General features: G+C 71.2%; 19 protein-coding genes. 13 read left to right on the top strand and 6 right to left on the bottom strand.

Features of this window, described 5'->3' with window-relative positions; genetic code table 11:
- The 5 genes from ACWCQ1_RS15145 to ACWCQ1_RS15125 form a co-directional block, all read right to left on the bottom strand.
- Positions 1-390: a PIN-like domain-containing protein gene (locus ACWCQ1_RS15145; RefSeq protein WP_451026649.1), complete on the bottom strand. Its 390-nt coding sequence runs from the start codon at positions 388-390 to the stop codon at positions 1-3.
- Positions 380-1,036: a DUF433 domain-containing protein gene (locus tag ACWCQ1_RS15140; RefSeq protein ID WP_451026648.1), complete on the bottom strand. Its 657-nt coding sequence runs from the start codon at positions 1,034-1,036 to the stop codon at positions 380-382. Before ACWCQ1_RS15140 ends, ACWCQ1_RS15145 begins: the two co-directional genes overlap by 11 nt.
- A gap of 85 nt (positions 1,037-1,121) precedes the next feature.
- On the bottom strand, positions 1,122-2,024 hold the full coding sequence (locus ACWCQ1_RS15135) for a hypothetical protein (protein WP_451026647.1): 903 nt from the start codon (positions 2,022-2,024) through the stop codon (positions 1,122-1,124).
- A 282-nt stretch (positions 2,025-2,306) separates the two neighbouring features.
- Entirely contained in the window at positions 2,307-2,441 is a 135-nt protein-coding gene (locus ACWCQ1_RS15130) for a DUF397 domain-containing protein (RefSeq protein WP_451026646.1), read from the bottom strand.
- On the bottom strand, positions 2,401-3,318 hold the full coding sequence (locus ACWCQ1_RS15125) for a helix-turn-helix domain-containing protein (protein WP_451026645.1): 918 nt from the start codon (positions 3,316-3,318) through the stop codon (positions 2,401-2,403). Before ACWCQ1_RS15125 ends, ACWCQ1_RS15130 begins: the two co-directional genes overlap by 41 nt.
- A gap of 218 nt (positions 3,319-3,536) precedes the next feature.
- On the opposite strand from ACWCQ1_RS15125, the gene ACWCQ1_RS15120 reads away from it, so the two are divergent.
- From ACWCQ1_RS15120 to ACWCQ1_RS15100, 5 genes are all read left to right on the top strand, one after another.
- Positions 3,537-3,953: an ATP-binding protein gene (locus tag ACWCQ1_RS15120; RefSeq protein ID WP_451026677.1), complete on the top strand. Its 417-nt coding sequence runs from the start codon at positions 3,537-3,539 to the stop codon at positions 3,951-3,953.
- A gap of 166 nt (positions 3,954-4,119) precedes the next feature.
- Positions 4,120-6,594: an AAA family ATPase gene (locus tag ACWCQ1_RS15115; RefSeq protein ID WP_451026644.1), complete on the top strand. Its 2,475-nt coding sequence runs from the start codon at positions 4,120-4,122 to the stop codon at positions 6,592-6,594.
- The gene (locus ACWCQ1_RS15110; protein ID WP_451026643.1) at positions 6,591-6,998 is read left to right on the top strand and encodes a hypothetical protein; all 408 of its coding nucleotides are present in this window, start codon (positions 6,591-6,593) and stop codon (positions 6,996-6,998) included. The genes ACWCQ1_RS15115 and ACWCQ1_RS15110 overlap by 4 nt, the downstream gene beginning before the upstream one ends.
- Before the next feature lie 65 nt (positions 6,999-7,063).
- Positions 7,064-8,752, top strand: a complete 1,689-nt coding sequence (locus ACWCQ1_RS15105) for a TIGR04141 family sporadically distributed protein (protein ID WP_451026642.1) — start codon at positions 7,064-7,066, stop codon at positions 8,750-8,752.
- A gap of 211 nt (positions 8,753-8,963) precedes the next feature.
- A complete protein-coding gene (locus tag ACWCQ1_RS15100; RefSeq protein ID WP_451026641.1) occupies positions 8,964-10,163 on the top strand; it encodes a hypothetical protein in 1,200 nt (399 codons plus the stop codon).
- Between the two features lie 13 nt (positions 10,164-10,176).
- On the opposite strand, the gene ACWCQ1_RS15095 is transcribed toward ACWCQ1_RS15100, so the two are convergent.
- Positions 10,177-10,707 carry a YbjN domain-containing protein gene (locus ACWCQ1_RS15095; RefSeq protein WP_358598273.1) on the bottom strand — a complete coding sequence of 177 codons (531 nt, stop codon included), beginning with the start codon at positions 10,705-10,707 and terminating at the stop codon, positions 10,177-10,179.
- Positions 10,708-11,185: 478 nt separating this feature from the next.
- Here ACWCQ1_RS15095 and ACWCQ1_RS15090 point away from each other — a divergent pair, with 478 nt between their 5' ends.
- From ACWCQ1_RS15090 to fbaA, 8 genes are all read left to right on the top strand, one after another.
- A complete protein-coding gene (locus ACWCQ1_RS15090) occupies positions 11,186-11,728 on the top strand; it encodes a DUF2617 family protein (protein ID WP_133044159.1) in 543 nt (180 codons plus the stop codon).
- A gap of 109 nt (positions 11,729-11,837) precedes the next feature.
- The gene (locus ACWCQ1_RS15085) at positions 11,838-13,481 is read left to right on the top strand and encodes a polyamine aminopropyltransferase (RefSeq protein WP_451026640.1); all 1,644 of its coding nucleotides are present in this window, start codon (positions 11,838-11,840) and stop codon (positions 13,479-13,481) included.
- Positions 13,482-13,734: 253 nt separating this feature from the next.
- Positions 13,735-14,886 carry a sensor histidine kinase gene (locus ACWCQ1_RS15080; RefSeq protein ID WP_133044161.1) on the top strand — a complete coding sequence of 384 codons (1,152 nt, stop codon included), beginning with the start codon at positions 13,735-13,737 and terminating at the stop codon, positions 14,884-14,886.
- Complete coding sequence (locus ACWCQ1_RS15075) at positions 14,883-15,569, top strand: response regulator (protein ID WP_451026639.1); 687 nt, start codon at positions 14,883-14,885, stop codon at positions 15,567-15,569. The genes ACWCQ1_RS15080 and ACWCQ1_RS15075 overlap by 4 nt, the downstream gene beginning before the upstream one ends.
- Positions 15,570-15,634: 65 nt before the next feature.
- Positions 15,635-16,510 carry an SRPBCC domain-containing protein gene (locus tag ACWCQ1_RS15070; RefSeq protein WP_451026638.1) on the top strand — a complete coding sequence of 292 codons (876 nt, stop codon included), beginning with the start codon at positions 15,635-15,637 and terminating at the stop codon, positions 16,508-16,510.
- Positions 16,511-16,569: 59 nt separating this feature from the next.
- Complete coding sequence (locus tag ACWCQ1_RS15065; protein WP_133044164.1) at positions 16,570-17,358, top strand: aldose epimerase family protein; 789 nt, start codon at positions 16,570-16,572, stop codon at positions 17,356-17,358.
- A 32-nt stretch (positions 17,359-17,390) separates the two neighbouring features.
- The gene (gene pyrE, locus ACWCQ1_RS15060; RefSeq protein ID WP_133044165.1) at positions 17,391-17,942 is read left to right on the top strand and encodes an orotate phosphoribosyltransferase; all 552 of its coding nucleotides are present in this window, start codon (positions 17,391-17,393) and stop codon (positions 17,940-17,942) included.
- A gap of 140 nt (positions 17,943-18,082) precedes the next feature.
- Positions 18,083-19,105: a class II fructose-bisphosphate aldolase gene (fbaA, locus tag ACWCQ1_RS15055; protein WP_133044166.1), complete on the top strand. Its 1,023-nt coding sequence runs from the start codon at positions 18,083-18,085 to the stop codon at positions 19,103-19,105.
- Positions 19,106-19,121 lie beyond the last annotated feature (16 nt).

Here is a 19,121-nt window from a genome sequence, read left to right as displayed (position 1 = left end):
TCAAGGCGGCCAGGTGCGCTCAATACGGTCGTGCCGCACCGCATACGCCGCCGGGCCACCCTTCTCGACCGCCCGGTGGATCGCATCACGCCGAGCCACGAGCCGCTCGACCATCTCGACGCTGCGAAGCTGCTGGTTATCCAGGTAGAACAGCACTGCCTCGCGCTCTAGAACGGGCTGGATCTCCAGATCCCGGGTCTTGATCCGCCCGTCCTTCGACAGCGGGACCCAGGACCGGTCGAGACCGTAAGTGATCCACTCCTCGTCCGGAACGTCCTGCCCGTCGTCAGGAAAGACGTCCCCGATGCGGTGAACCGTCCACCCGCAGGCTCTCAGTCCTTCCGCTACACGGCGACCGAGGTTCCGGTCGAGGAAGAACTCAGGCGGCAAGGTGCACCACGGCCCGGCAGAGCGCGTCCACCTGCTCAGGCGTCATGTCGTAGTCGTACGCGATGTCCTCGACGCTCTCCCCCGCCTCCCATAGGTCGGTGATGGCCTGGACCGTGACGCGGTTGGCGGCCACCACCGGGAGCCCGTGGCCGAACCTCGGATCGATCACGACGGGTACGGAGTCCGGGTACTGCCTCAGCCGCAGGCTGGAGGGGAAGTCCTCGCCCGGCTCCCAGGTGAGGTAGCGGAGGTAGTCGGAGACCACTTCGTGGATGGGGACCTGGCCGTCGCGGGCTCTGCGGAGATCTCCCCAGCCGTGCTCGATGAAGATGTCCACGCCATCCGTGGCGATCCGCTTGGACACAAGGCCGTAGGGGGTGTCGAAGGCATCTCGTACGGCGGCGGCCGCCTCCCTGATCTCGCTCATGCGGAGCCCCAGGGAGCGCAGAGAACGCAGGACGTGCGCCTCGGCCACCGCGATGAACGGCACCGAAGGCTGCCCCTTCCGCACCGGCTCGACCTGGTGGACCAGCGGTGCTCCTGCGGCCTTGTTCTTCAGCCACGACGTGAGAGTCGACTGCGGAATCTCTAGGTAGGAGGCCGTTTCCGTGGGCGTCAGAAGCCCGTCGTTGAACCTGTCGACCATGCCCCACCTCCTCCTGGCGCCGGATTTCGCATCGTGCCACATCAAGCCTCCCACCTGCGGGTGGACCGCACACCAAGTCATCGGCTCAGCCGACCGCACTGAGTTGGTCCCCGGCCCGGCAGCCTCGGCAACGGCCTGGTTCCGCCGAGCGGAAGGCCCGGTCGCAGCCGTCGCAGTTCCGCAGGGGCGCGACCATCGGGCGCACGGCGGGTTCCGCGCTTCTGGCTGGTACCGGCAGGGGAGTCTCCTTGAGGCGGTAGGCGAGGATGCCGACCGGGCGGGTGAGGAAGTGGTCCGGCAGCCGTGCGGTGAGGTGGTCCGCGATGTGCGTGGGTAGCAGGCCCGCCGCGAGCCATCGCTTGACGGCCGGGGCCAGGCGGGCTGCTTCCCGCTCGGAGAGGACGAGCCGGGGATCGATCCGGCGCAGGCCGGCGAGTACGGCGACGGCCTTGGGGTCAGCGTCGGCGAGCAGGACCGGTGTCTCTGCCTCGGCCGGGGAGGACGACGCCCGCGCCGTTTCCGGTACGGCCGCCGACGGGGGCGGGACCGCCACGACGACGGGCTGCTTCCGGGGACGACGGGGCCGGGGAGGCTCGGGCGGGCCGTCCGGATCGGGATCGGGACCGGAGTCGGGATCGCCGCCGGGGACGTCGTAGAAGTACGTGCGGGTACGGACGTGCCCAGTGGGTGTCCGCTCGCGGCGGCGCTCCAGGTATCCGGCCTCTTCGAGCTCCCTGAGCGCCCGCGAGATCAGGATCTCGCCCTCGCTGAAGTGCTTGCACAGGGCGGGGATGGTCACGGGGGTGCCGTCTGGCAGCGAGGAGATGTACGCCGCGACGCCGACCGTGACCGCGCTGCCGCGTCGCTGGGCGAGGGCGTTGGAGATCACCGTGAAGTCGGCCGTCAGCCGGGTGCGGACGTGGATCACGCCGGAGGTCGGAGTTCCGGCGTCGGCGCGCGAGGGCGCGTTAGACTGCGGGTCAGCCATCGGGAAGTCGTTCCTTCTCGATCGGTCAGGCCCTCGATCGGGACGGCAATCCCGGCCGGGGGCCGAAGTCTGTGTGCGGTTGTCGCGGCGAACGTAACCGTCCGTATCCCGCCCCTGCAAGCCGGTCACTCGGACGAGTGACGCGAGCCGTGCGGCCGGGGAGGGTGGGTGGGCGGGTAGTTCTTTCCCCCGGTTCTTTAGGGAGGTCAGCGGCCTGCCGGGCCCTTGCCGACAGGGGGCCGGTGGGCTCATGGCATGGACGGCGACCAGAGCCCGGCGGGCTCAGCGACGGTGGTCCCCAGCCTTCAACTCACCTATGAAAGCGTCCCAGGAGGCGGCCTCGAAGCAGAGTGCCGGACCGTGCGGGACCTTGCTGTCACGGACGGGGACGACGGCCTCCTGGAATCCGTCGGCCACTTCCACGCAGTCGCCGCCCTCCTGATTGCTGTAGCTGCTCTTGCGCCACGCGACGTCGGTCAGCTCGGGAAGGGAGATTCGAGGCACGGCGGTTCTCCTCCAGCACGGATCGGATCATGTCCATTGACATGAGCGGGGGCAGAGCTTCCGCCCGCAGTCGATCGTAGGCCAGCGAGTAGCGCCTGACTTCGTCCGGATCCTCGATGAGTTGGCCGTAGTGCGAACCCTCGGTATAGGCGATCTCCGAGCCGTCCGGCATGGCGAGAACAGTGAGCGAACCGCCCATCACATCGTGCTCGCCCTGATCGAACGACATGACCTGCACAGTGATGTGACGGGCCCTCATGGTGGTCAGCAGTCGTTCCAACTGCTCGCACATCACTGCCTGACCGCCGACCGGACGCCGGAGAACCGCCTCGTCGAGGACGACCCACAACTCGGGCCGGTCGGGCTCCCCGAGGCGCTTCTGTCGCCCCATGCGAGCAGCGACCCGCTCCTCCAACTGCTCCTCGCTATCGAGCGTCAGGCCGACGCTCAGCACCGCCCGCGCGTACGGCTCGGTCTGCAGCAAGCCCGGCACTACATGCGCCGCGTACTGCCGGATGACCACCGCCCGCTCCGAGTACTCCATGAACCTCCGCGACCAGTCCGGAAACGCCTCCCGGTACACGTACGGCCACAACTCCACGAGCAAATCATCGGCACCGAGGACCACATCCAGCGCCCGCGCCAACTCCAGTGTCGGTTTAGCCCCGGACGCCCGCTCGATCTGAGTGATACGCGTGCCCACCACATGAACCTTGTCGCCCAGTTCGGTCTGGGTCAGTCCGGCCGCGAGGCGGAGTCTGCGGACTCGCGCGCCGAACAGCGCGGCCATCGACGTACCGGGGTCAATTTCGTTGGCCAAAGCGTCACTTCCGTTCCTTACGGGTCGAAAAGTAAGGCCGCGTCACCTGTTGAGCGTAGGGCGACCGGACGACTCTTGAGTGCGGAACGTGACGACTCGCGTACGCCACGCCATATCCCCTGCCCGACAGCCAAGGACGGACCACGCCGTGCTGACAGAAACGACGAACGTACAGAGCGAACTGCCGCATCTGGTCGCACAGTTCACTTCTTCGCCCCGGGGCCCCACTGGCTCGTCAACTCGCCGTACGGCACCTGGAGGAGCAGGGGTATCCGCCGGCGTCGGACGCGTCGTGCGCGGTCGCCCTCGTGGTCGCCGAACTCGCCGCCAACGCCGTGCTCCACGGCCGGGTACCGGGACACGACTTCGGTCTCCGGGTCGCTCTCGACACGGCGGCGGGCCTGGCCCGCGTCGAGGTCGCGGACGCGGCGTCCGCGAAACGGCCCCCGGCGACGGCGCCTTCGTCGGCTCCAGAAGGTGAGTCGGGCCGAGGACTGCTTCTGGTGGAAGCCCTGGCCGTGCGCTGGGGTTCGGCACCGCGCCACCCGTTGGGCAAGACGGTGTGGGCGGAGGTGCCCATCGCCCATTCAACTACCAGGAGTTAGGCCGAAGTTGCGATAACCGGGGTTATCGCTGAGAACATGGATTGAGTAACTTCTCCGCCTCTAACGTCTGTTCCGTCACACCGGGCTCGCGCAAAACGAGAGGCTCACGGCCCTCGCCCCGCGCACTGCCCGGCCCCGGAACCGACCACGGAGGGCGGAGAGCACCATGACGGAACACCCCACACAGAGCGGGCCGAACGCATCCCACCAGCAGGTCGATCATCGTCGAGGCGCCGCCTCGACGCTCTCCCGCCTGACCGCCCGCCTCGAAAGCTCGACGCTCGCCGAGGCACCCCGCGAGCTCCTGCGCGAGGCACTGGGCGCCACCGCGACGGAGGCCTCCGGGGCCCCCGCTGCTCCGCACCCGGACCAGCGGGTGTTCCTCGACTCCATCAGCGTCAACGGCTTTCGCGGCATCGGCCGCAAGGCGCGTCTGCCGCTGACCGCGCGGCCCGGCGTCACCCTCGTCGTGGGACGCAACGGCTCGGGGAAGTCCAGCTTCGCTGAGGGCGCCGAGACGGCACTCACGGGCCGGACCGCCCGCCTCGACAAGCAGCGGGGCGAGGTGTGGCGCCGGCACTGGCGCAACCTGCACGACGGGGCCGACCCGAAGGTCGAGGTCCGCCTCGCCCTCGCCGGCGACCCCCGGCTGTCCACGCTGACGTGCACCTGGCCCGGCGACGACGTCACCGCCCCCGAGGTCGAGTTCAGACGGCCGGGCCACGGCCGTCGGCCCTTCGCCGGCATCGGGTGGGAGCGGGCCCTGAACGACTACAGCCCCTTCCTGTCGTACGCGGATCTCGACAAGATCCTCAACGGCAGGCCCAGCGAGCAGTACGACTCGGTCGCCGCCATCCTCGGACTGCGCGAACTGACCGACGCGGACGAGCGGCTCCAGGGCATCGAGAAGACGCTCGACTCCGCGCTGAAGCAGGTCGAGGCCGAACGGCCCGCACTCGTCGAGGCGTTGTCCGCACTGGACGACCCGAGGGCGGTGCGCGCGCTCGCGGTCGTCGGCAAGGCGGCCGACCCCGACTTCGCCGAGCTCGACGCCCTCGTGACCGCACTGCCCGACGCGGACGAGGGCCGCCTGAGGGAACTGCGCGCGACCGTCGCGCTGGCCGGACCGGACCTCAGCGCGGTCGGTGCGGCCGTGGACCGGCTGCGCGAGGCCGTCGCCGTACTCGACGACGTACGTGCCTCGGGCGCCGAGGACGCGCACCAGCGTGCGGAACTGCTGGCCAAGGCGCTGGAGCACAGCCGTCGGCACCAGGACGAGGGCACCTGCCCGGTGTGCGGGTCCGACCGTGCGCTCGACGAGGCGTGGGCCGAGCGGGCCGCCGGGCAGGTGGCCGGCCTGCGGCAGGAGGCCGCGACCGCGCGGGAGGCCCGCACCGGGCTGCGGGACGCGGTGGACGCCCTCCGCTACCTCGTCACCCCGGTCCCCGCGTGGCTGCCCGCCCCGCTCGTGGACCCGTGGGAGGAGTGGCAGGCGTGCCGGGCGGTCGACGACGCCGAGCGGCTCGCCGCCCGCGCCGAGACCGCCGCGCTCGTCCTCGCCGACGCCTGCGCCGCGCTGCGGGAGGAGGCGCTGCGGGAGCTGGAGAAGCTCGACGAGGAGTGGCGCTCCTGTGTCACACGCCTCGCGGCCTGGCTCGACCGGGCCCGGTCCGCGTACGCCGGCAGGCCCCGGCTGAGCCAGGTCAGGGCGGCCCGTAGGTGGCTCAAGGAGGCGCGTGCCGAGCTGCGCGAGGAGCGGCTGCGACCGTTCGAGGACCACTCGCAGCGGATCTGGGAGGAACTGCGCCAGCAGAGCAGCGTGGACCTGCGTTCCGTGCGCCTGACCGGCAGCGAGAAGGCGACCGTGCGCAAGCTGGTGATGGACGTGTCCGTCGACGGCACCGAGGCGTCGGCCCTCGGTGTGATGAGCCAGGGCGAACTGCACTCCCTCGCGCTCTCGCTCTTCCTGCCGCGCGCCGCCGCGCAGGACAGCCCCTTCGGGTTCGTCGTCATCGACGACCCGGTGCAGTCCATGGATCCCGCCAAGGTCCACGGTCTCGCGAAGGTGCTGCACGACCTCGGCGGGACCCGGCAGGTCGTGGTCTTCACCCACGACACGCGGCTCCAGCGGGCCTTCACCAACCAGGAACTCCCGGTGACCGTACTGGAGGTGGAGCGGGCGGGCCGGTCCGTGGTGACCGTGAACCGGGTGACCGATCCGGTCCGTCAGGCACTGGCCGACGCACGCGCCCTCATCCGCATGCGAAACCTCCCGCCGGTCGCGATGACCCATGTGCTGCCCAGCCTCTGCCGCGCCGTCCTGGAACGGGCCTTCTCCGAGGCCGCCTGGCTGCGGCTGCACCGGGCGGGGGTGGCCGAACACGAGGCGGAGAAGACCGTCGCGGGGGCCGTCACGCTGATGGACATCGCCGCCCTGGGGCTCTTCGGAGACCCGTCGAAGACGGCCGGTGAGGTCTACGGCGAGCTGCGCAGGCGGTGCGGCCCCAGGGCGGTGGACCTTGTCCGGCAGTGCCAGGAGGGCGCCCACCCGTCGGGCACCTCGATGCCGGATCCCCACCGGTTCGTGGACGACATCAAGGCCGTCGCCCTGACGGTACGCAAGCCCGAGGAGGGGCCGTGAACCCGACGATCCGCCAGCTGCTCGACACCGCCGACCTGCTCCTCACGGACACCGGCGAACCTGCCAGGGCCGCCGCCACGACCGGATCCACCGCACCCACCGCACCCACGGCGAGTCGGTGCCGAGGCGCCGCCTTCGCCCTCCGCGTCGCGCTGGAGAGCGCGGTCGCCGATCAGCTCACCGCCCACCGGGCGCCGCGGGCCATCCGAGAGGGCACCCAGCGGGCCGCGTTCCTCTGGCTCCGCGGTTGCGTCGACGGAGGAACGGCCCGGCGGGTGAGAGCCGTGTGGAGCCAGCTCTGCCTGGGGTGCCACTACCACCAGTACGAGATCGGTCCGACGCAGGACCAGATCCTCGCGTGGCGTACCGAAGTCACGGCGCTCGTCGCCCTGTTGGCCCACTGATGAGAACGACGCCCCGAGGACGGTTGTCACCACCGTCCGCACTGAGCGGAACGAGGAGCAGCACGATGACGGCTCGTACATCCAAGCGAACCCTGTACCGGCTCAGGGGCGTCCCTCCCACAGCCGGCGCGATGTTCGACGCCCTGGACGCGGACCAGTTGGAGAGGGTTCACGCGGATTTCGACGTACCCGAGAACCTCGGCGTACCGGCGGTCCTGGTCACCGGAAGTTTCGAGCAGCCCGTCGCGAGCTGGTGCGACGAGATCTTCCGGACGACTGGTATCGAGGTGTCACGTCCGGTGAACCGCTCGGCGGGTCTGCTGATGCTGGCCGTCGATGGCGAGGTGTATGCCATCGGCTACGACCAGGGCTTCCGTCTGGTGCCAGACCGCCTGAAGGACCATCGCTTCGGGCTGAGCTTCGCGTCCCGCAGGGTGGACCCCGCGAAGATCCGGGACTTGGTGTCGCACACCCCGGGGGGAGGACGCACCGACATCACTCTGATCCCGAGCGGGGCCTCGGTGTGGAGCCTGGGCATCGTCGAGCACGCGCAGATCGTGCGCCGCCTCGGCGGCCACCTGGACGACATCCCGCTCACCATCTCCCGGGACAACCCGGCGAAGCTTTCCAGCGCCGAGGGAGGTGCGGGTCTGCGACTGCGCCTCGGCGTGGAGGGTACCGACCTCATCGCCGACATCCGTGCCATCGCCCGTGTGCTGCGTGAGGAGCGGCCAAGCCCGGAGCTGGAGTTCGTCGAACACGTCGTACCCGTTGACGATCCCGGTCAGCTCACCCGGTTGGAGTCGGTCCTCGACGATCTCCTCGGCCAGGAGCCGGACGGGAGGATCCGTGCCGCCGTCCCCGCCGACCACTGGGACGACTACACCGGAGCCCAGGCCTTCAGGGCCAGAATCAACAGCAGCGCCTGGGGCCGGTCGACCGATGACTTCGACCTCGAGTACGTCCTCTGCCGTGCCCGCGTCCAGCGTGCGGGCACTCGCGTAGCCGCACTCCGCGACGGAACCGTCACCCTCTACCGGCACAGCCGCGGCGACCGGACCGACGAGATCTGGACGTCCAGCGCACTCCGCTGGATCGAGGCGGAAGTGTTCCTCGACTCCCACCGGTTCTTCCTGATGGACGACCACTGGTACGAGATCGACCAGGAGTATCTGAGGACGACCCGCCTCCACGTCGAGCGGCTGATCTCCGATTCCCCCTCCGTGGACCTGCCCCCGTGGGTCCTCGGAGACAAGGAGCGCGCCTACAACGAGTCGGTGCCGGACCAGCGGCCCGGCTACGTCAGCTTCGACCGCGACAACGTACAGACGACGTTGCACCGGGGGAACGGCGTGGAGATCTGCGACCTGCTGAGCCCGGACAACGTCCTCGTCATGGTGAAGCGTGCCAAGGGTTCCGACGCACTGAGCCATCTCTTCAGTCAGGCACTCGTCGCCGTACAGACTCTGCGGAACTCCCCGGAAGGCAGGGAACGGTTCGCGGAGAAGGTCGCCGCGGCCCGGCAGGGGCACGGTCTGCCGGAGGACTTCCGGCCTTCGAAGGTCGTCTTCGCGATCCTCTTGAAGGACGGCACCGATCTCACCGCCGACACTCTGTTCCCGTTCTCGCAGGTCACCCTGGTACAGACGGCCAGGACGCTCGAAGCGTGGGGTGTTCAGGTCGAGGTCGTCGGCATCCCCGCCACCACTCCGCCGGATTCCGCCTCGACTGGGACTCGACGGTTGGTGGCGTAGTTCCGAACGCTGTCTTCTACGACCATCGCGAGGAGGGCGCCCCCTTCGTGCGGTTCGCCTTCTGCAAGCAGACCCCGGTGCTGGAGGAGGCGGCCCGGCGGCTGAAGGCGCTGGCCTGACGCGTCACGTCGCCACGCCGAACGCCACGAAAACGTACTCACCCGGCGGCACACCACTCGCGTCTGACCGTTTTACCCGTCAATGTGCCGTTGTGACCCACGCCAGCACCCTCATCCCCTCCTCGCGCACGAAGCCGAATCCGGGCACGAAGGACCGCGCCCGGGTGTCCCTGACGGTCGCGATGGGCGGCGCCGTCGGGCTCTTCCTCACCGCCCGGCTGTTCGGCGTCGCCGTGCTCGCCCTGGCCTCCTGGCGGACCGGCCGCAACCCGCTCGCGCTGCTCGGCCGGTCCTGGGACTCCCTGTGGTACCTGGGCATCGCCGCGCACGGCTACGTCCGCACCGAGCGCACCCACCTCGGGGTGGTCAGCGACATGGCGTTCTTCCCGCTCTACCCGGCACTGGTACGGGTGGTGACGGCCCTGAGCCCGCTCAGCGGCGGCGCGGCGGGCCTGGTGGTCTCGTGGACGGCGGCCGCGGTGGCCGCCTGCGGGATCTACGCGGTCGGCGCCCGCCTGCACGGACGCGCCGTCGGCACCGCCCTGGTCCTGCTGTGGGGCCTGCTGCCGCACTCGGTGGTGCTGTCCATGGCGTACACCGAGCCGGTCCTGACCGCCTTCGCCGCCTGGACGCTGTACGCCCTGCTCACCGGCCGCTGGCTGTGGGCGGGGGCGCTGGCCGCGCTGGCGGGGCTGTCCCGGCCCAACGCCTTCGCGCTGTCCGCGACGGTGGTGGCCGCGGCGCTGTGGGAGACGGGGCGGTGCGTTCGGGAGCGCCGAAGAGTTACCCACAGGCTGTGGACGGCGGCCGCGATCGCACCGACGGGCTGGGTGGCGTACGTGCTGTGGGTCGGCCGCCACGAGGGAAGCGTGCTGCGCGGCTACTTCGACCTGCAGCGCCGCTGGGGGTCCCGCTTCGACTTCGGCGAGGGCGCGTGGCAGTTCGTCCGCCATCTGCTGCTGCAGGGGGACCGGCTGGTCTTCCCGATGTCCCTGGTGATCGTCGCGGCGGGCGGGGTCCTGTACGCCCTCCTCCTCGCCGACCGCGCCCCGCTCCCGCTCCTTGTCTACACCGGTGCGCTGCTGCTGGTCGTGCTCGGCGGCTCGGGCTTCTTCGAGTGCAAGCCGCGCTTCCTGATCCCGGCCTTCCCGCTGCTCATCCCGCTGGCCCGGGCCCTGGTGCGGACGGCGAGAGCCCGGCCCTGGCACGCGACCGTGGTGGTCGGCGCCCTGGCCGGGCTCTCGTACTGCTACGGGGCGTATCTGCTGGTGCTCGCAAACATGCCGCTGTAGAGGCGGACGGGGGCTACTCCTCGTCGTCCCCGGGCTCGTCCGCCTCATTGATCTCCTGCTCGATGCCCAGCTGCTCCACGAGCCACTTGTCGAACTCGATGGCGGCCCGCACCCAGCTGACCGTCGAGGAGACGAAGTGCTCCAGGCTGACGCCGGTGCCGATCAGCATCTGCGCCTCACCGATCAGACGGACCGTGCCGTCGTCGTGGGTGTGGCTGTAGACCTTGGGCCACAGCGTCCGCCGGTTCCAGTCGTCGATGGACTCCAGCAGCTGCGGCTTCTCGTCGATCTTGTGGGGGCGGTCGTAGAACGTCCGCACCGAGAAGACCTGCTGGTCCGCCTCGCCGCGGAACATGAAGTACGTACGGAACTGCTCCCACGGCGCCGCGAGGTCGCCTTCGTCGTCGACGACGTACTTGAGCTCCATCTGGTCGAGGAGCTGCTTCACGAGGTCCTGATCCGGGATGACGGGGCCCGCCGGTCCTTGGGGCTGCGGCTCGGGCTGGCCCCCGAAGTTCGGAATCGAGGACGGGTCGATGGTCATACTTGGAGACTCCTGGCGGTCGTCTGGCTCGTCCGGCCATAGCTGAGACCAGACGTCTGACTCCACCCTCTCTCGCTTGCCCCACGACCGGCAACCTCCGCCGGAAAGGCGCCCCGGCCACCTTCCTGATCAGCCACGTCGGCACGCCTGCTCCGGTCGGCCGAGCGCGCGAGGCGAGGCGCGCGCCCGTCGATGCCGTCGCGCTCCGGCGTGCGCCACGGCCGCCGTGGCGCACGCCGTGGTTGAACAGTTGAGCTGTGGAGCCCTCGGAGGGATGGAAACCCCACGAACTTGGGTAAAAACGCTGTGGTGGCACCACAGTTCATGATTCCCTCTAAATCACCAATGCGGCCCCTCGGAAGTCCTGCGGACACCCCCTGACCTCCCGACTGGGCTGACCGGGCCGATCCCCCCACAGTCGCCCGGGTGTGCCGGACCCCCACACCACCCTTTCTTTGCGTGCCAGCGGAGCCGATCCATGCTCACGACCCTGAACACCTCCTACACCGACACGCGCGCGGCCGACCTCGCCTGGGCCCTGGGGCGCGAACCGCTTCCCGCCCTGGCCACGCTCGACCTCGAACTGACAGGGGCAAAACTGCAGTTGAGACTTCTCGGCGCCTCCCACCAGGTGCTCCTCGAGGAGCGGCGCGGCAGTTGCTCGGAGACGGTGGCGTGCATCCCGGGCAGCAGCACACCCCTTCCGCTCGGCATCGCCAAGCGCGTCGGCGACTGGGAGTACGAGTTCGCCGCGCGCGTCGAGGTGCTCTCGCCGGGCTCCTTCGCGGGCCGCGCCCAGGAACTGCTGGCGCTGGTCTCCGAGCACCCGCACGGCCTGGCCGGCGTCTTCCCGGGCAGCCCGCACGCCTTCACAGCGATGCTGGCCCAGCATCAGGACGGCCAGGTCCACTGGCGCACCTGGCACGCGTACCCGCAGGACAGACAGCTGGTGGCGACGCGGACCCGGGTCGGCGTCCGGGTTCCGGTGCCGGCCGCCGGGCTCGGCTCCTCCGGGACCTGATTCAAACCAGGACCGGGGCCCGATTCAAACCAGGAAGGGACCAACCGACCACCAGTTCCACACGTGTGGGTGACGAAGGGTGATGTCGGTGTGACGTAACGTCGCTGTCGTGATCGAACCGCAGGCGCCCGCACCACCCGGCCCGCCACCCCCCTGGGCGGGCCGGGCGCGGCTGCCGGTGCGGCCGGCCACCGGGCGGTTCCTCGTCCTCGTGTGCGTGTTCGTCTGCGCTGCCTGCGGACTGGTGTACGAGCTCGAACTGGTCGCCCTGGCCTCGTACTTGATCGGCGATTCGGTCACCCAGGCGTCCGTCGTGCTGTCGGTCATGGTGTTCGCGATGGGCATCGGCTCGCTCGTCGCGAAGCGGCTGCGCCGGCTGGCCGCGGCCGGCTTCGGCGCGATCGAGGCGGTCCTCGCCCTGACCGGCGGCTGCAGTGCCATGGCGCTGTACGCCGTCTTCGCCTGGACCGGCGACTGGGGCGGGCTGTGGGCGAGCGGGCCGCGCTGGCTGCTGGTGGCCTTCTCGCTGGCCATCGGTCTGCTGATCGGCGCCGAGGTGCCGCTGCTGATGGAGCTGATCCAGCGGGTGCGCCGGCAGGACGCGGGCGGTGCGGTGGCCGACCTGTTCGCGGCGGACTACGTGGGCGCGCTGGTCGGCGGGCTGGCCTTCCCGTTCCTTCTGCTGCCCCTGCTGGGCCAGTTGACCGGTACCCTGCTCACCGGCGCCGTCAACGCCGTCGCGGGCGCCACCCTCGTCCTCGGCCTGTTCCGCCGCGACCTCACCCGCCGCGCCCGCTGGACACTGCTGGCCGCCAACCTCGCCGTCCTGGCCCTGCTCGCCTCGGCCGCCGTCCTGGTCGACGACTTCGAACGGGCGGCACGGCACGCGGTGTACGGCCAGGACGTACGCGTGGCACTGCAGACCGGAGTCCAGGAGGTCGTCCTCACCGGCGGCACCCACGGCCGGCCCCTGGACCTGTTCCTCGACGGCCGGCTGCGCGTCAGCGGACGCGACGAACAGCGCTACCACGAGGCGCTGGTCCACCCGGCGATGAACGGCCCGCACGCGCGCGTGCTCGTCCTCGGCGGCGGTGACGGGCTGGCCGTCCGCGAGGTGCTGCGCCATCCCGGCGTACGGCGGGTGGACGTCGTCGAACTGGACGCGGGCGTCGTACGGCTGGCCCGCCGGGACCCGGCGCTGTCCCGCCTCAACGGGCACGCCTACGACGACCCACGCGTGCGCGTGGCCACCGCGGACGCCTTCCACTGGCTGCGCACGGCGCCCACGGCGGCGTACGACGTGGTGATCTCGGACCTGCCGGACTCGGGCATCACGGCGAGCACCAAGCTGTACTCCGAGGAGTTCTACGGGCTCGCCCGCCGGGCACTGGCGCCGGGCGGGCGGCTGGTGGTGCACGCGGGGCCGTTCGCCGGCCGGCCGCGGGTGTTCTGGACGGTCGGGGCGACCCTGCGCGCCGCCGGTCTGCACCCCGTCGCCTACCGGGTGGGCGGCCGCGACGCCGGCTTCGCCGCGGGCCCCGACCGTACGGCGATCGGCTCCCGCGCGCGGGGCGACTGGGGCTTCTTCCTGGCCGCCGCCGAGGCCACCCCGCGCCTGGCCCTCGACCCGCGCGCCCCGCACCCGCGAACCCTCACCCCGGCGTCCCTCGCGGCCGACGTCCGCACCGCCGCCCGCGCCCGCGTCACCGGCCTGCCGCCCTCGACCCTGGTGCACCCGCGGTACGCCGACTGACGTACGCGATCGCCGCCCTGCCGCGCGGGAACGGCGGTCCGCCGACCTCCCCCCGAGGTGACGGACCGCCGTACTCCCCCGCTTCCCCCGTCGCGGCCTGCACCGAAAAGCTACGGGCGCCCCACCCCGCCCCGAATCCCCCACTGGTTGGAAAGGGGCCCCAACCCGCGCGGCAACCGCGCGGTTCCTGCAACTTCCGCGGTACCGCGGAAGGTTGACGCCCCGCCTTGCGTACCGGCGTTACGCTGCGGCGATGCGGATCCACCCCCTCGTGGTCGACGGCCTGATCACCGCGGCGCAGACGACGGTGGCCGTCCTGCTCGGCCGGGAGTCGGCCGCCCAGGGGTGGCCCGCACTCGACCCGCTCGGCTGGAGCCTGGTCGCCCTGTGCAACCTGCCCACCGTGCTGCGCGCCCGCGCCCCGGTGGCCGTCTGCGTCTTCGTCGACGCCTGCGCGATCGCCTACGTCTCGCTCGGCCACTGGCCGGTGGTCAACTCCTTCGGCCCGATGCTCGCCTTCTACACGGTGGCGTCCCTGCGCCCGCTGCGCACGACCGCCGTCTGCGCCGCGCTGATGGCGGGCGTGTGGATCTACGCGGGGCTGGTGACCCAGGGCAGTTCGATGGCGTCCGTGGCCGCGCAGTCCGTCGCGTACCCGGTGGTGCTGTGGTGGTTCGGGCACACCGCCCGCCGGACGGCCGACCTGACCCGGCAGTTGAGGGCCGAGCAGGCCGACCGGGCGCGCCGCGAGGTCGCAGAGGAACGCGTGCGGATCGCCCGCGAGCTGCACGACGTGGTCGCCCACCACATGGCGGTCATCAACGTCCAGGCGGGCCTCGCCCGTTTCGTCTTCACCTCCGACACCCGCACCGCCCGCGAGGCGCTGGACACCATCGCCGGCACCAGCGGCGAGGCACTCGCCGAACTCCGCCGCATGCTCGGCCTGTTGCGGGCCGACGGAGTCTCCGGCGCCGACAGCGGCCCGGCCCCCGGACTCGCTCAACTGGCCGAAATGGTCGAGCGGGTACGCGCCGGCGGCGTCCCCGTCGACCTCCGCGTCACCGGCGAACCGCGCCCCCTGCCGCCCGGCGTCCAGCTCTGCCTCTACCGCGTGGTCCAGGAAGCCCTGACCAACGTGGTCAAACACGCCCCCGGCGCCCATGCCACCGTCGAACTCGCCTACCGCGCGGGCGAGATGGCGGTGTCCGTCGTGAACGAGGGGGAGGGGGTGATTCCGGACAGAAAGCAGGAACGCGGCGGCCACGGCTTGATCGGGATGCGGGAGCGGGCCAAGCTCTACGGCGGGACGATCGTCGTCGGCCCGCGCAGCGAGGGGGGATTCGGCGTGCATCTGACCCTGCCGACAGCGCCGGCCGCACGCCGTGAGGACGCCGTCGAGGAATGACCGACACCGGCAACGCCCCAGCGGCGATCAGGGTGCTGGTCGTCGACGACCAGTTCCTCGTCCGCGGCGGACTCGTCGCGCTGCTGCGCGCCGCCCCCGGCATGGAGGTCGTCGGCGAGGCGGCGGACGGCGCGGAGGCCGTGCGGCTGGCCGCCAAGACCCACCCGGACGTCGTCCTGATGGACATCCGCATGCCGGGCATGACCGGCATCGAGGCGACGGAACGCATCCTCGCTGCCGCGACCGGCCCCCCGCCCCGCGTCCTCGTCCTGACCACCTTCGACCTCGACGAGTACGTGTACGGCGCCCTGCGCGCCGGTGCCTCCGGGTTCCTCCTGAAGGACGCGGGCCCCGAGCGCCTGCTGGCCGCGGTGACGGCCGTCCACGGCGGCGACGCGCTGTTCGCGCCCGTGGTGACCCGGCGCCTGGTGGAGGCGTTCACCCGCGCCGCCGACCTCCCCGAACCACCGCCGGGTCTCGCGGCCCTGACCGGCCGTGAACGGGAGGTGCTGAAGCTGGTCGCGCGCGGCCTGACCAACGCGGAGGCGGCGGACCGCCTGTTCATCAGTGAGGCCACGGTGAAGACCCATCTGAACCGCACGATGAGCAAACTGGGCCTGGCCAGCCGGGCGCAGTTGGTCGTGATCGCGTACGAGACGGGGCTGGTGACGCCGGGGGGTTGAACCGGCCGCGTCACTTTCGGCCAACGGGGGTGCAGCCCGCGAACCCGTGGGTAGGCTCGGCGGCTATGGAGCATGACGTGTTCGTTCCGGTTCCGTCCCTGCGGCTGAGGGAGGCGCTCGCCGATCCCGCGAGGGTGGCCCGGGCGGTTCCCGGGCTCCAGCAGGACGCCGGGGCCGGACCCGTCTCCGGGCGGCTGAAAGTGCGCGTCGGCAGCCACTCGGTCACCTACCGGGGAACGCTCAGGGTCACGGCCCGGGACGACGGGTCGTACGCCGTCGAGGGCGACGCCACCGAGACGCGCGGCACCGGCTCGGTGAAGCTGGCGCTCACCCTCCGGGTGACGGAGGCGGAGGGCGGTTCCACGCTGGCCTTCGAGGGGACGGCGTCCGCGGACGGGCGGGTGACGGAACTGCCCGCCGACGCGGTGGGCTCCGCGGTGACCCGGCTGCTGAACCGTTTCGCGGAGAACCTGGCGGCGACGGAGGAGTCCGCGGAGTCCGGGCAGCCCGAGCCGCCGGCCACGCGGAAGCCGCAGGCCGCGGTCACCGACGACCACGAGACCACGCCGGACGCGGACGACGAGCCGGCGCCCGGCCCGGCGTCCGTCTTCGACACCGAGGTACCGCCGCCGTCACTCGATCCGGTGGCCGAGGACGCCGACACGGAAGAGGCGGAGGACGCCGAGGACGCCGAGGACGAGGCGGCGGGAGTACCGGGGGGCTTCGCCGAACCTCCCGCCGAGGCGGCCCACGCCCGGCGCACGATGATCGGCCGCAGCGCCGAGGAGGTCGACCACGCCCCGCCGCGCGGCCGCTACGCCCCCGTGCCCGCCCCGCAGACGGTCTCCCCGGGATCCCCGCTGCGCTGGGCGGCCCCCGCGGCGGCCGTGGTGCTGGCCTCGGCGATCGTGGTGGGACGGGTGCTGCGCCGGCGCCGGTGACGTGCGCACCGCGCCCTGGTCCACCGCCGCCCCCTTGATCACCCCAGTAGGGTCGTCCCGTGAGCGACGAAGACATCACGCTGACCGCGGGCGACGCGGAGGTGACCGTGCGGCCGGGCAACGGCGGACGGATCGGTGGGCTGCGGATCGGCGGGGTCGAACTGCTGCGCCAGGGCGAGCGGTTCGGCTGCTTCCCGATGGTCCCCTGGTGCGGGCGGATCCGGGACGGACGGTTCCGGGACGGCGCCACCGTGCACCAGATGCCGCTCAACTCCCCGCCGCACGCCATCCACGGCACCGTCCGCGACGGCGCCTGGCGCCCCGCGCGCGTACAGACCGACGAGGCGGTGATCACGTACGACCTGGTCGAGCCCTGGCCCTATCCCGGGCGGGTCACCCAGCAGATCGCGCTGACGCCCGACTCGCTGACGCTGACGATGGCCGTGGAGACGTACGACTCCTCCTTCCCGGCCCAGATCGGCTGGCACCCCTGGTTCAACCGGAACCTGGGCGGCGAGGACGTCCGCGTCGACTTCACGCCCGCCTGGCAGGAGGAGCGCGGGGCGGACCACCTCCCCACCGGCAACCGGATCGAGCCGCGGCCCGGCCCCTGGGACGACTGCTTCGGCATGCCCGGCGGTGTCGACGTCACGCTCACCTGGCCCGGGCAGCTGGAACTGAAGGTGGCCAGCCGCGAGGAGTGGGTCGTGGTGTACGACGAGCAGGAGGCCGCCGTCTGCGTGGAGCCGCAGACCGGGCCGCCCGACGGACTGAACACGCTGCCCCGGCTGGTCACGCCCCTGGAGCCGCTGGAAGCCGCGACCACCTGGACCTGGCGCCGCCTCTGACGGCACCTGACGCCGCCTTTAAGCTGACTGGCATGACGACGGACGTACGTGGCGCGCTGCTGCAGCAGATCAAGGACAAGGCCGTGGTGCACGGCAAGGTGACCCTCTCCTCGGGTCTGGAGGCCGACTACTACGTAGACCTGCGCCGCATCACGCTCGACGGGGAGGCCGCTCCGCTGGTCGGCCAGGTGCTCCTGGACCTGACCGCCGACCTGGAGTTCGACGCGGTGGGCGGGCTCACCATGGGCGCCGACCCGGTCGCGGCCTCGATGCTGCACGCGGCCGCCGCGCGCGGGAAGCGTCTGGACGCCTTCGTCGTCCGCAAGGCGGCCAAGGCGCACGGGCTGCAGCGGCGCGTCGAGGGCCCGGAGATCAAGGGCCGGCGGGTGCTCGTCGTCGAGGACACCTCCACCACCGGCGGCTCCCCGCTGACCGCCGTCGAGGCGGTGCGCGAGGCCGGCGCCGAGGTCGTCGCGGTCGCGACGATCGTGGACCGGGCGACCGGCGCCGCGGAGAAGATCCAGGAGGGCGCGGGGGTGCCGTATCTCTTCGCCTACTCGAAGGACGACCTGGGTCTGGACTAGTTATCCACAAGGTGGACAGGGCGGGCAAAGCATCCGGCCGAGTCTGGAAAGATGTGGGCCGACGATGACGTCACCCCCAAGGTCTAGGTCAGGGCCGTAGTACGCAGATCGCCAACCCGCACATACCAAGGAGCGGACAGATGCCCATCGCAACTCCCGAGGTCTACAACGAGATGCTGGACCGGGCGAAGGCTGGCAAGTTCGCCTATCCGGCCATCAACGTGACCTCGACCCAGACCCTGCACGCGGCCCTGCGCGGTTTCGCGGAGGCGGAGAGCGACGGCATCGTCCAGATCTCGACGGGCGGCGCCGAGTTCCTGGGCGGCCAGTACGCCAAGGAGATGGTGACCGGTTCGGTCGCGCTCGCCGAGTTCGCGCACATCGTCGCCGAGAAGTACCCGGTCAACGTGGCGCTGCACACCGACCACTGCCCGAAGGACAAGCTCGACGGGTACGTACGCCCGCTGCTGGCGATCTCCGAGAAGCGGGTCGAGGCCGGTCTCACCCCGCTCTTCCAGTCGCACATGTGGGACGGCTCCGCCGAGACGCTCGCGGACAACCTCTCCATCGCGCAGGAGCTCCTGGAGCAGGCCCGCCGGGCCAACATCATCCTCGAGGTGGAGATCACCCCGACCGGTGGCGAGGAGGACGGTGTCTCGCACGAGATCAACGACTCCCTGTACACCACGGTCGAGGACGCGATCCGCACGGCCGAGGCCCTGGGCCTGGGCGAGAAGGGCCGCTACCTGCTCGCCGCCTCCTTCGGCAACGTCCACGGCGTGTACAAGCCGGGCAACGTCGTCCTGCGTCCGGAGCTGCTGAAGGAGCTGAGCGACGGCGTCGCCGCCAAGTTCGGCAAGCAGTCCCCGTTCGACTTCGTCTTCCACGGCGGCTCCGGCTCCACCGAGCAGGAGATCCGCACCGCCCTGGAAAACGGCGTCGTCAAGATGAACATCGACACCGACACCCAGTACGCCTTCACGCGTCCGGTCGCCGACCACATGTTCAAGAACTACGACGGCGTCCTGAAGGTCGACGGCGAGGTCGGCTCCAAGAAGACCTACGACCCGCGCACCTGGGGCAAGCTGGCCGAGGCGAGCATGGCCGCGCGCGTCGTGGAGGCCACGCAGAACCTGCGCTCGGCGGGCAACAAGATCAAGTAAGCGGCGGCGGTCAGCA

It is taken from the genome of Streptomyces sp. NPDC002144 (assembly GCF_053593695.1).
Note: the sequence above shows the minus strand (reverse complement) of the source record. Positions and strands in the feature narration are given on the sequence as shown.

Bases quoted from the DNA above. Each gene is read 5' to 3' on its own strand.
- ACWCQ1_RS15140 (WP_451026648.1), bottom strand. From the start codon at position 1,036: ATGGTCGACAGGTTCAACGACGGGCTTCTGACGCCCACGGAAACGGCC.
- ACWCQ1_RS15135 (WP_451026647.1), bottom strand. From the start codon at position 2,024: ATGGCTGACCCGCAGTCTAACGCGCCCTCGCGCGCCGACGCCGGAACT.
- ACWCQ1_RS15125 (WP_451026645.1), bottom strand. From the start codon at position 3,318: ATGGCCGCGCTGTTCGGCGCGCGAGTCCGCAGACTCCGCCTCGCGGCC.
- ACWCQ1_RS15115 (WP_451026644.1), top strand. From the start codon at position 4,120: ATGACGGAACACCCCACACAGAGCGGGCCGAACGCATCCCACCAGCAG.
- ACWCQ1_RS15105 (WP_451026642.1), top strand. From the start codon at position 7,064: ATGACGGCTCGTACATCCAAGCGAACCCTGTACCGGCTCAGGGGCGTC.
- ACWCQ1_RS15095 (WP_358598273.1), bottom strand. From the start codon at position 10,707: ATGACCATCGACCCGTCCTCGATTCCGAACTTCGGGGGCCAGCCCGAG.
- ACWCQ1_RS15090 (WP_133044159.1), top strand. From the start codon at position 11,186: ATGCTCACGACCCTGAACACCTCCTACACCGACACGCGCGCGGCCGAC.
- ACWCQ1_RS15080 (WP_133044161.1), top strand. From the start codon at position 13,735: ATGCGGATCCACCCCCTCGTGGTCGACGGCCTGATCACCGCGGCGCAG.
- ACWCQ1_RS15075 (WP_451026639.1), top strand. From the start codon at position 14,883: ATGACCGACACCGGCAACGCCCCAGCGGCGATCAGGGTGCTGGTCGTC.
- ACWCQ1_RS15070 (WP_451026638.1), top strand. From the start codon at position 15,635: ATGGAGCATGACGTGTTCGTTCCGGTTCCGTCCCTGCGGCTGAGGGAG.
- pyrE (WP_133044165.1), top strand. From the start codon at position 17,391: ATGACGACGGACGTACGTGGCGCGCTGCTGCAGCAGATCAAGGACAAG.
- fbaA (WP_133044166.1), top strand. From the start codon at position 18,083: ATGCCCATCGCAACTCCCGAGGTCTACAACGAGATGCTGGACCGGGCG.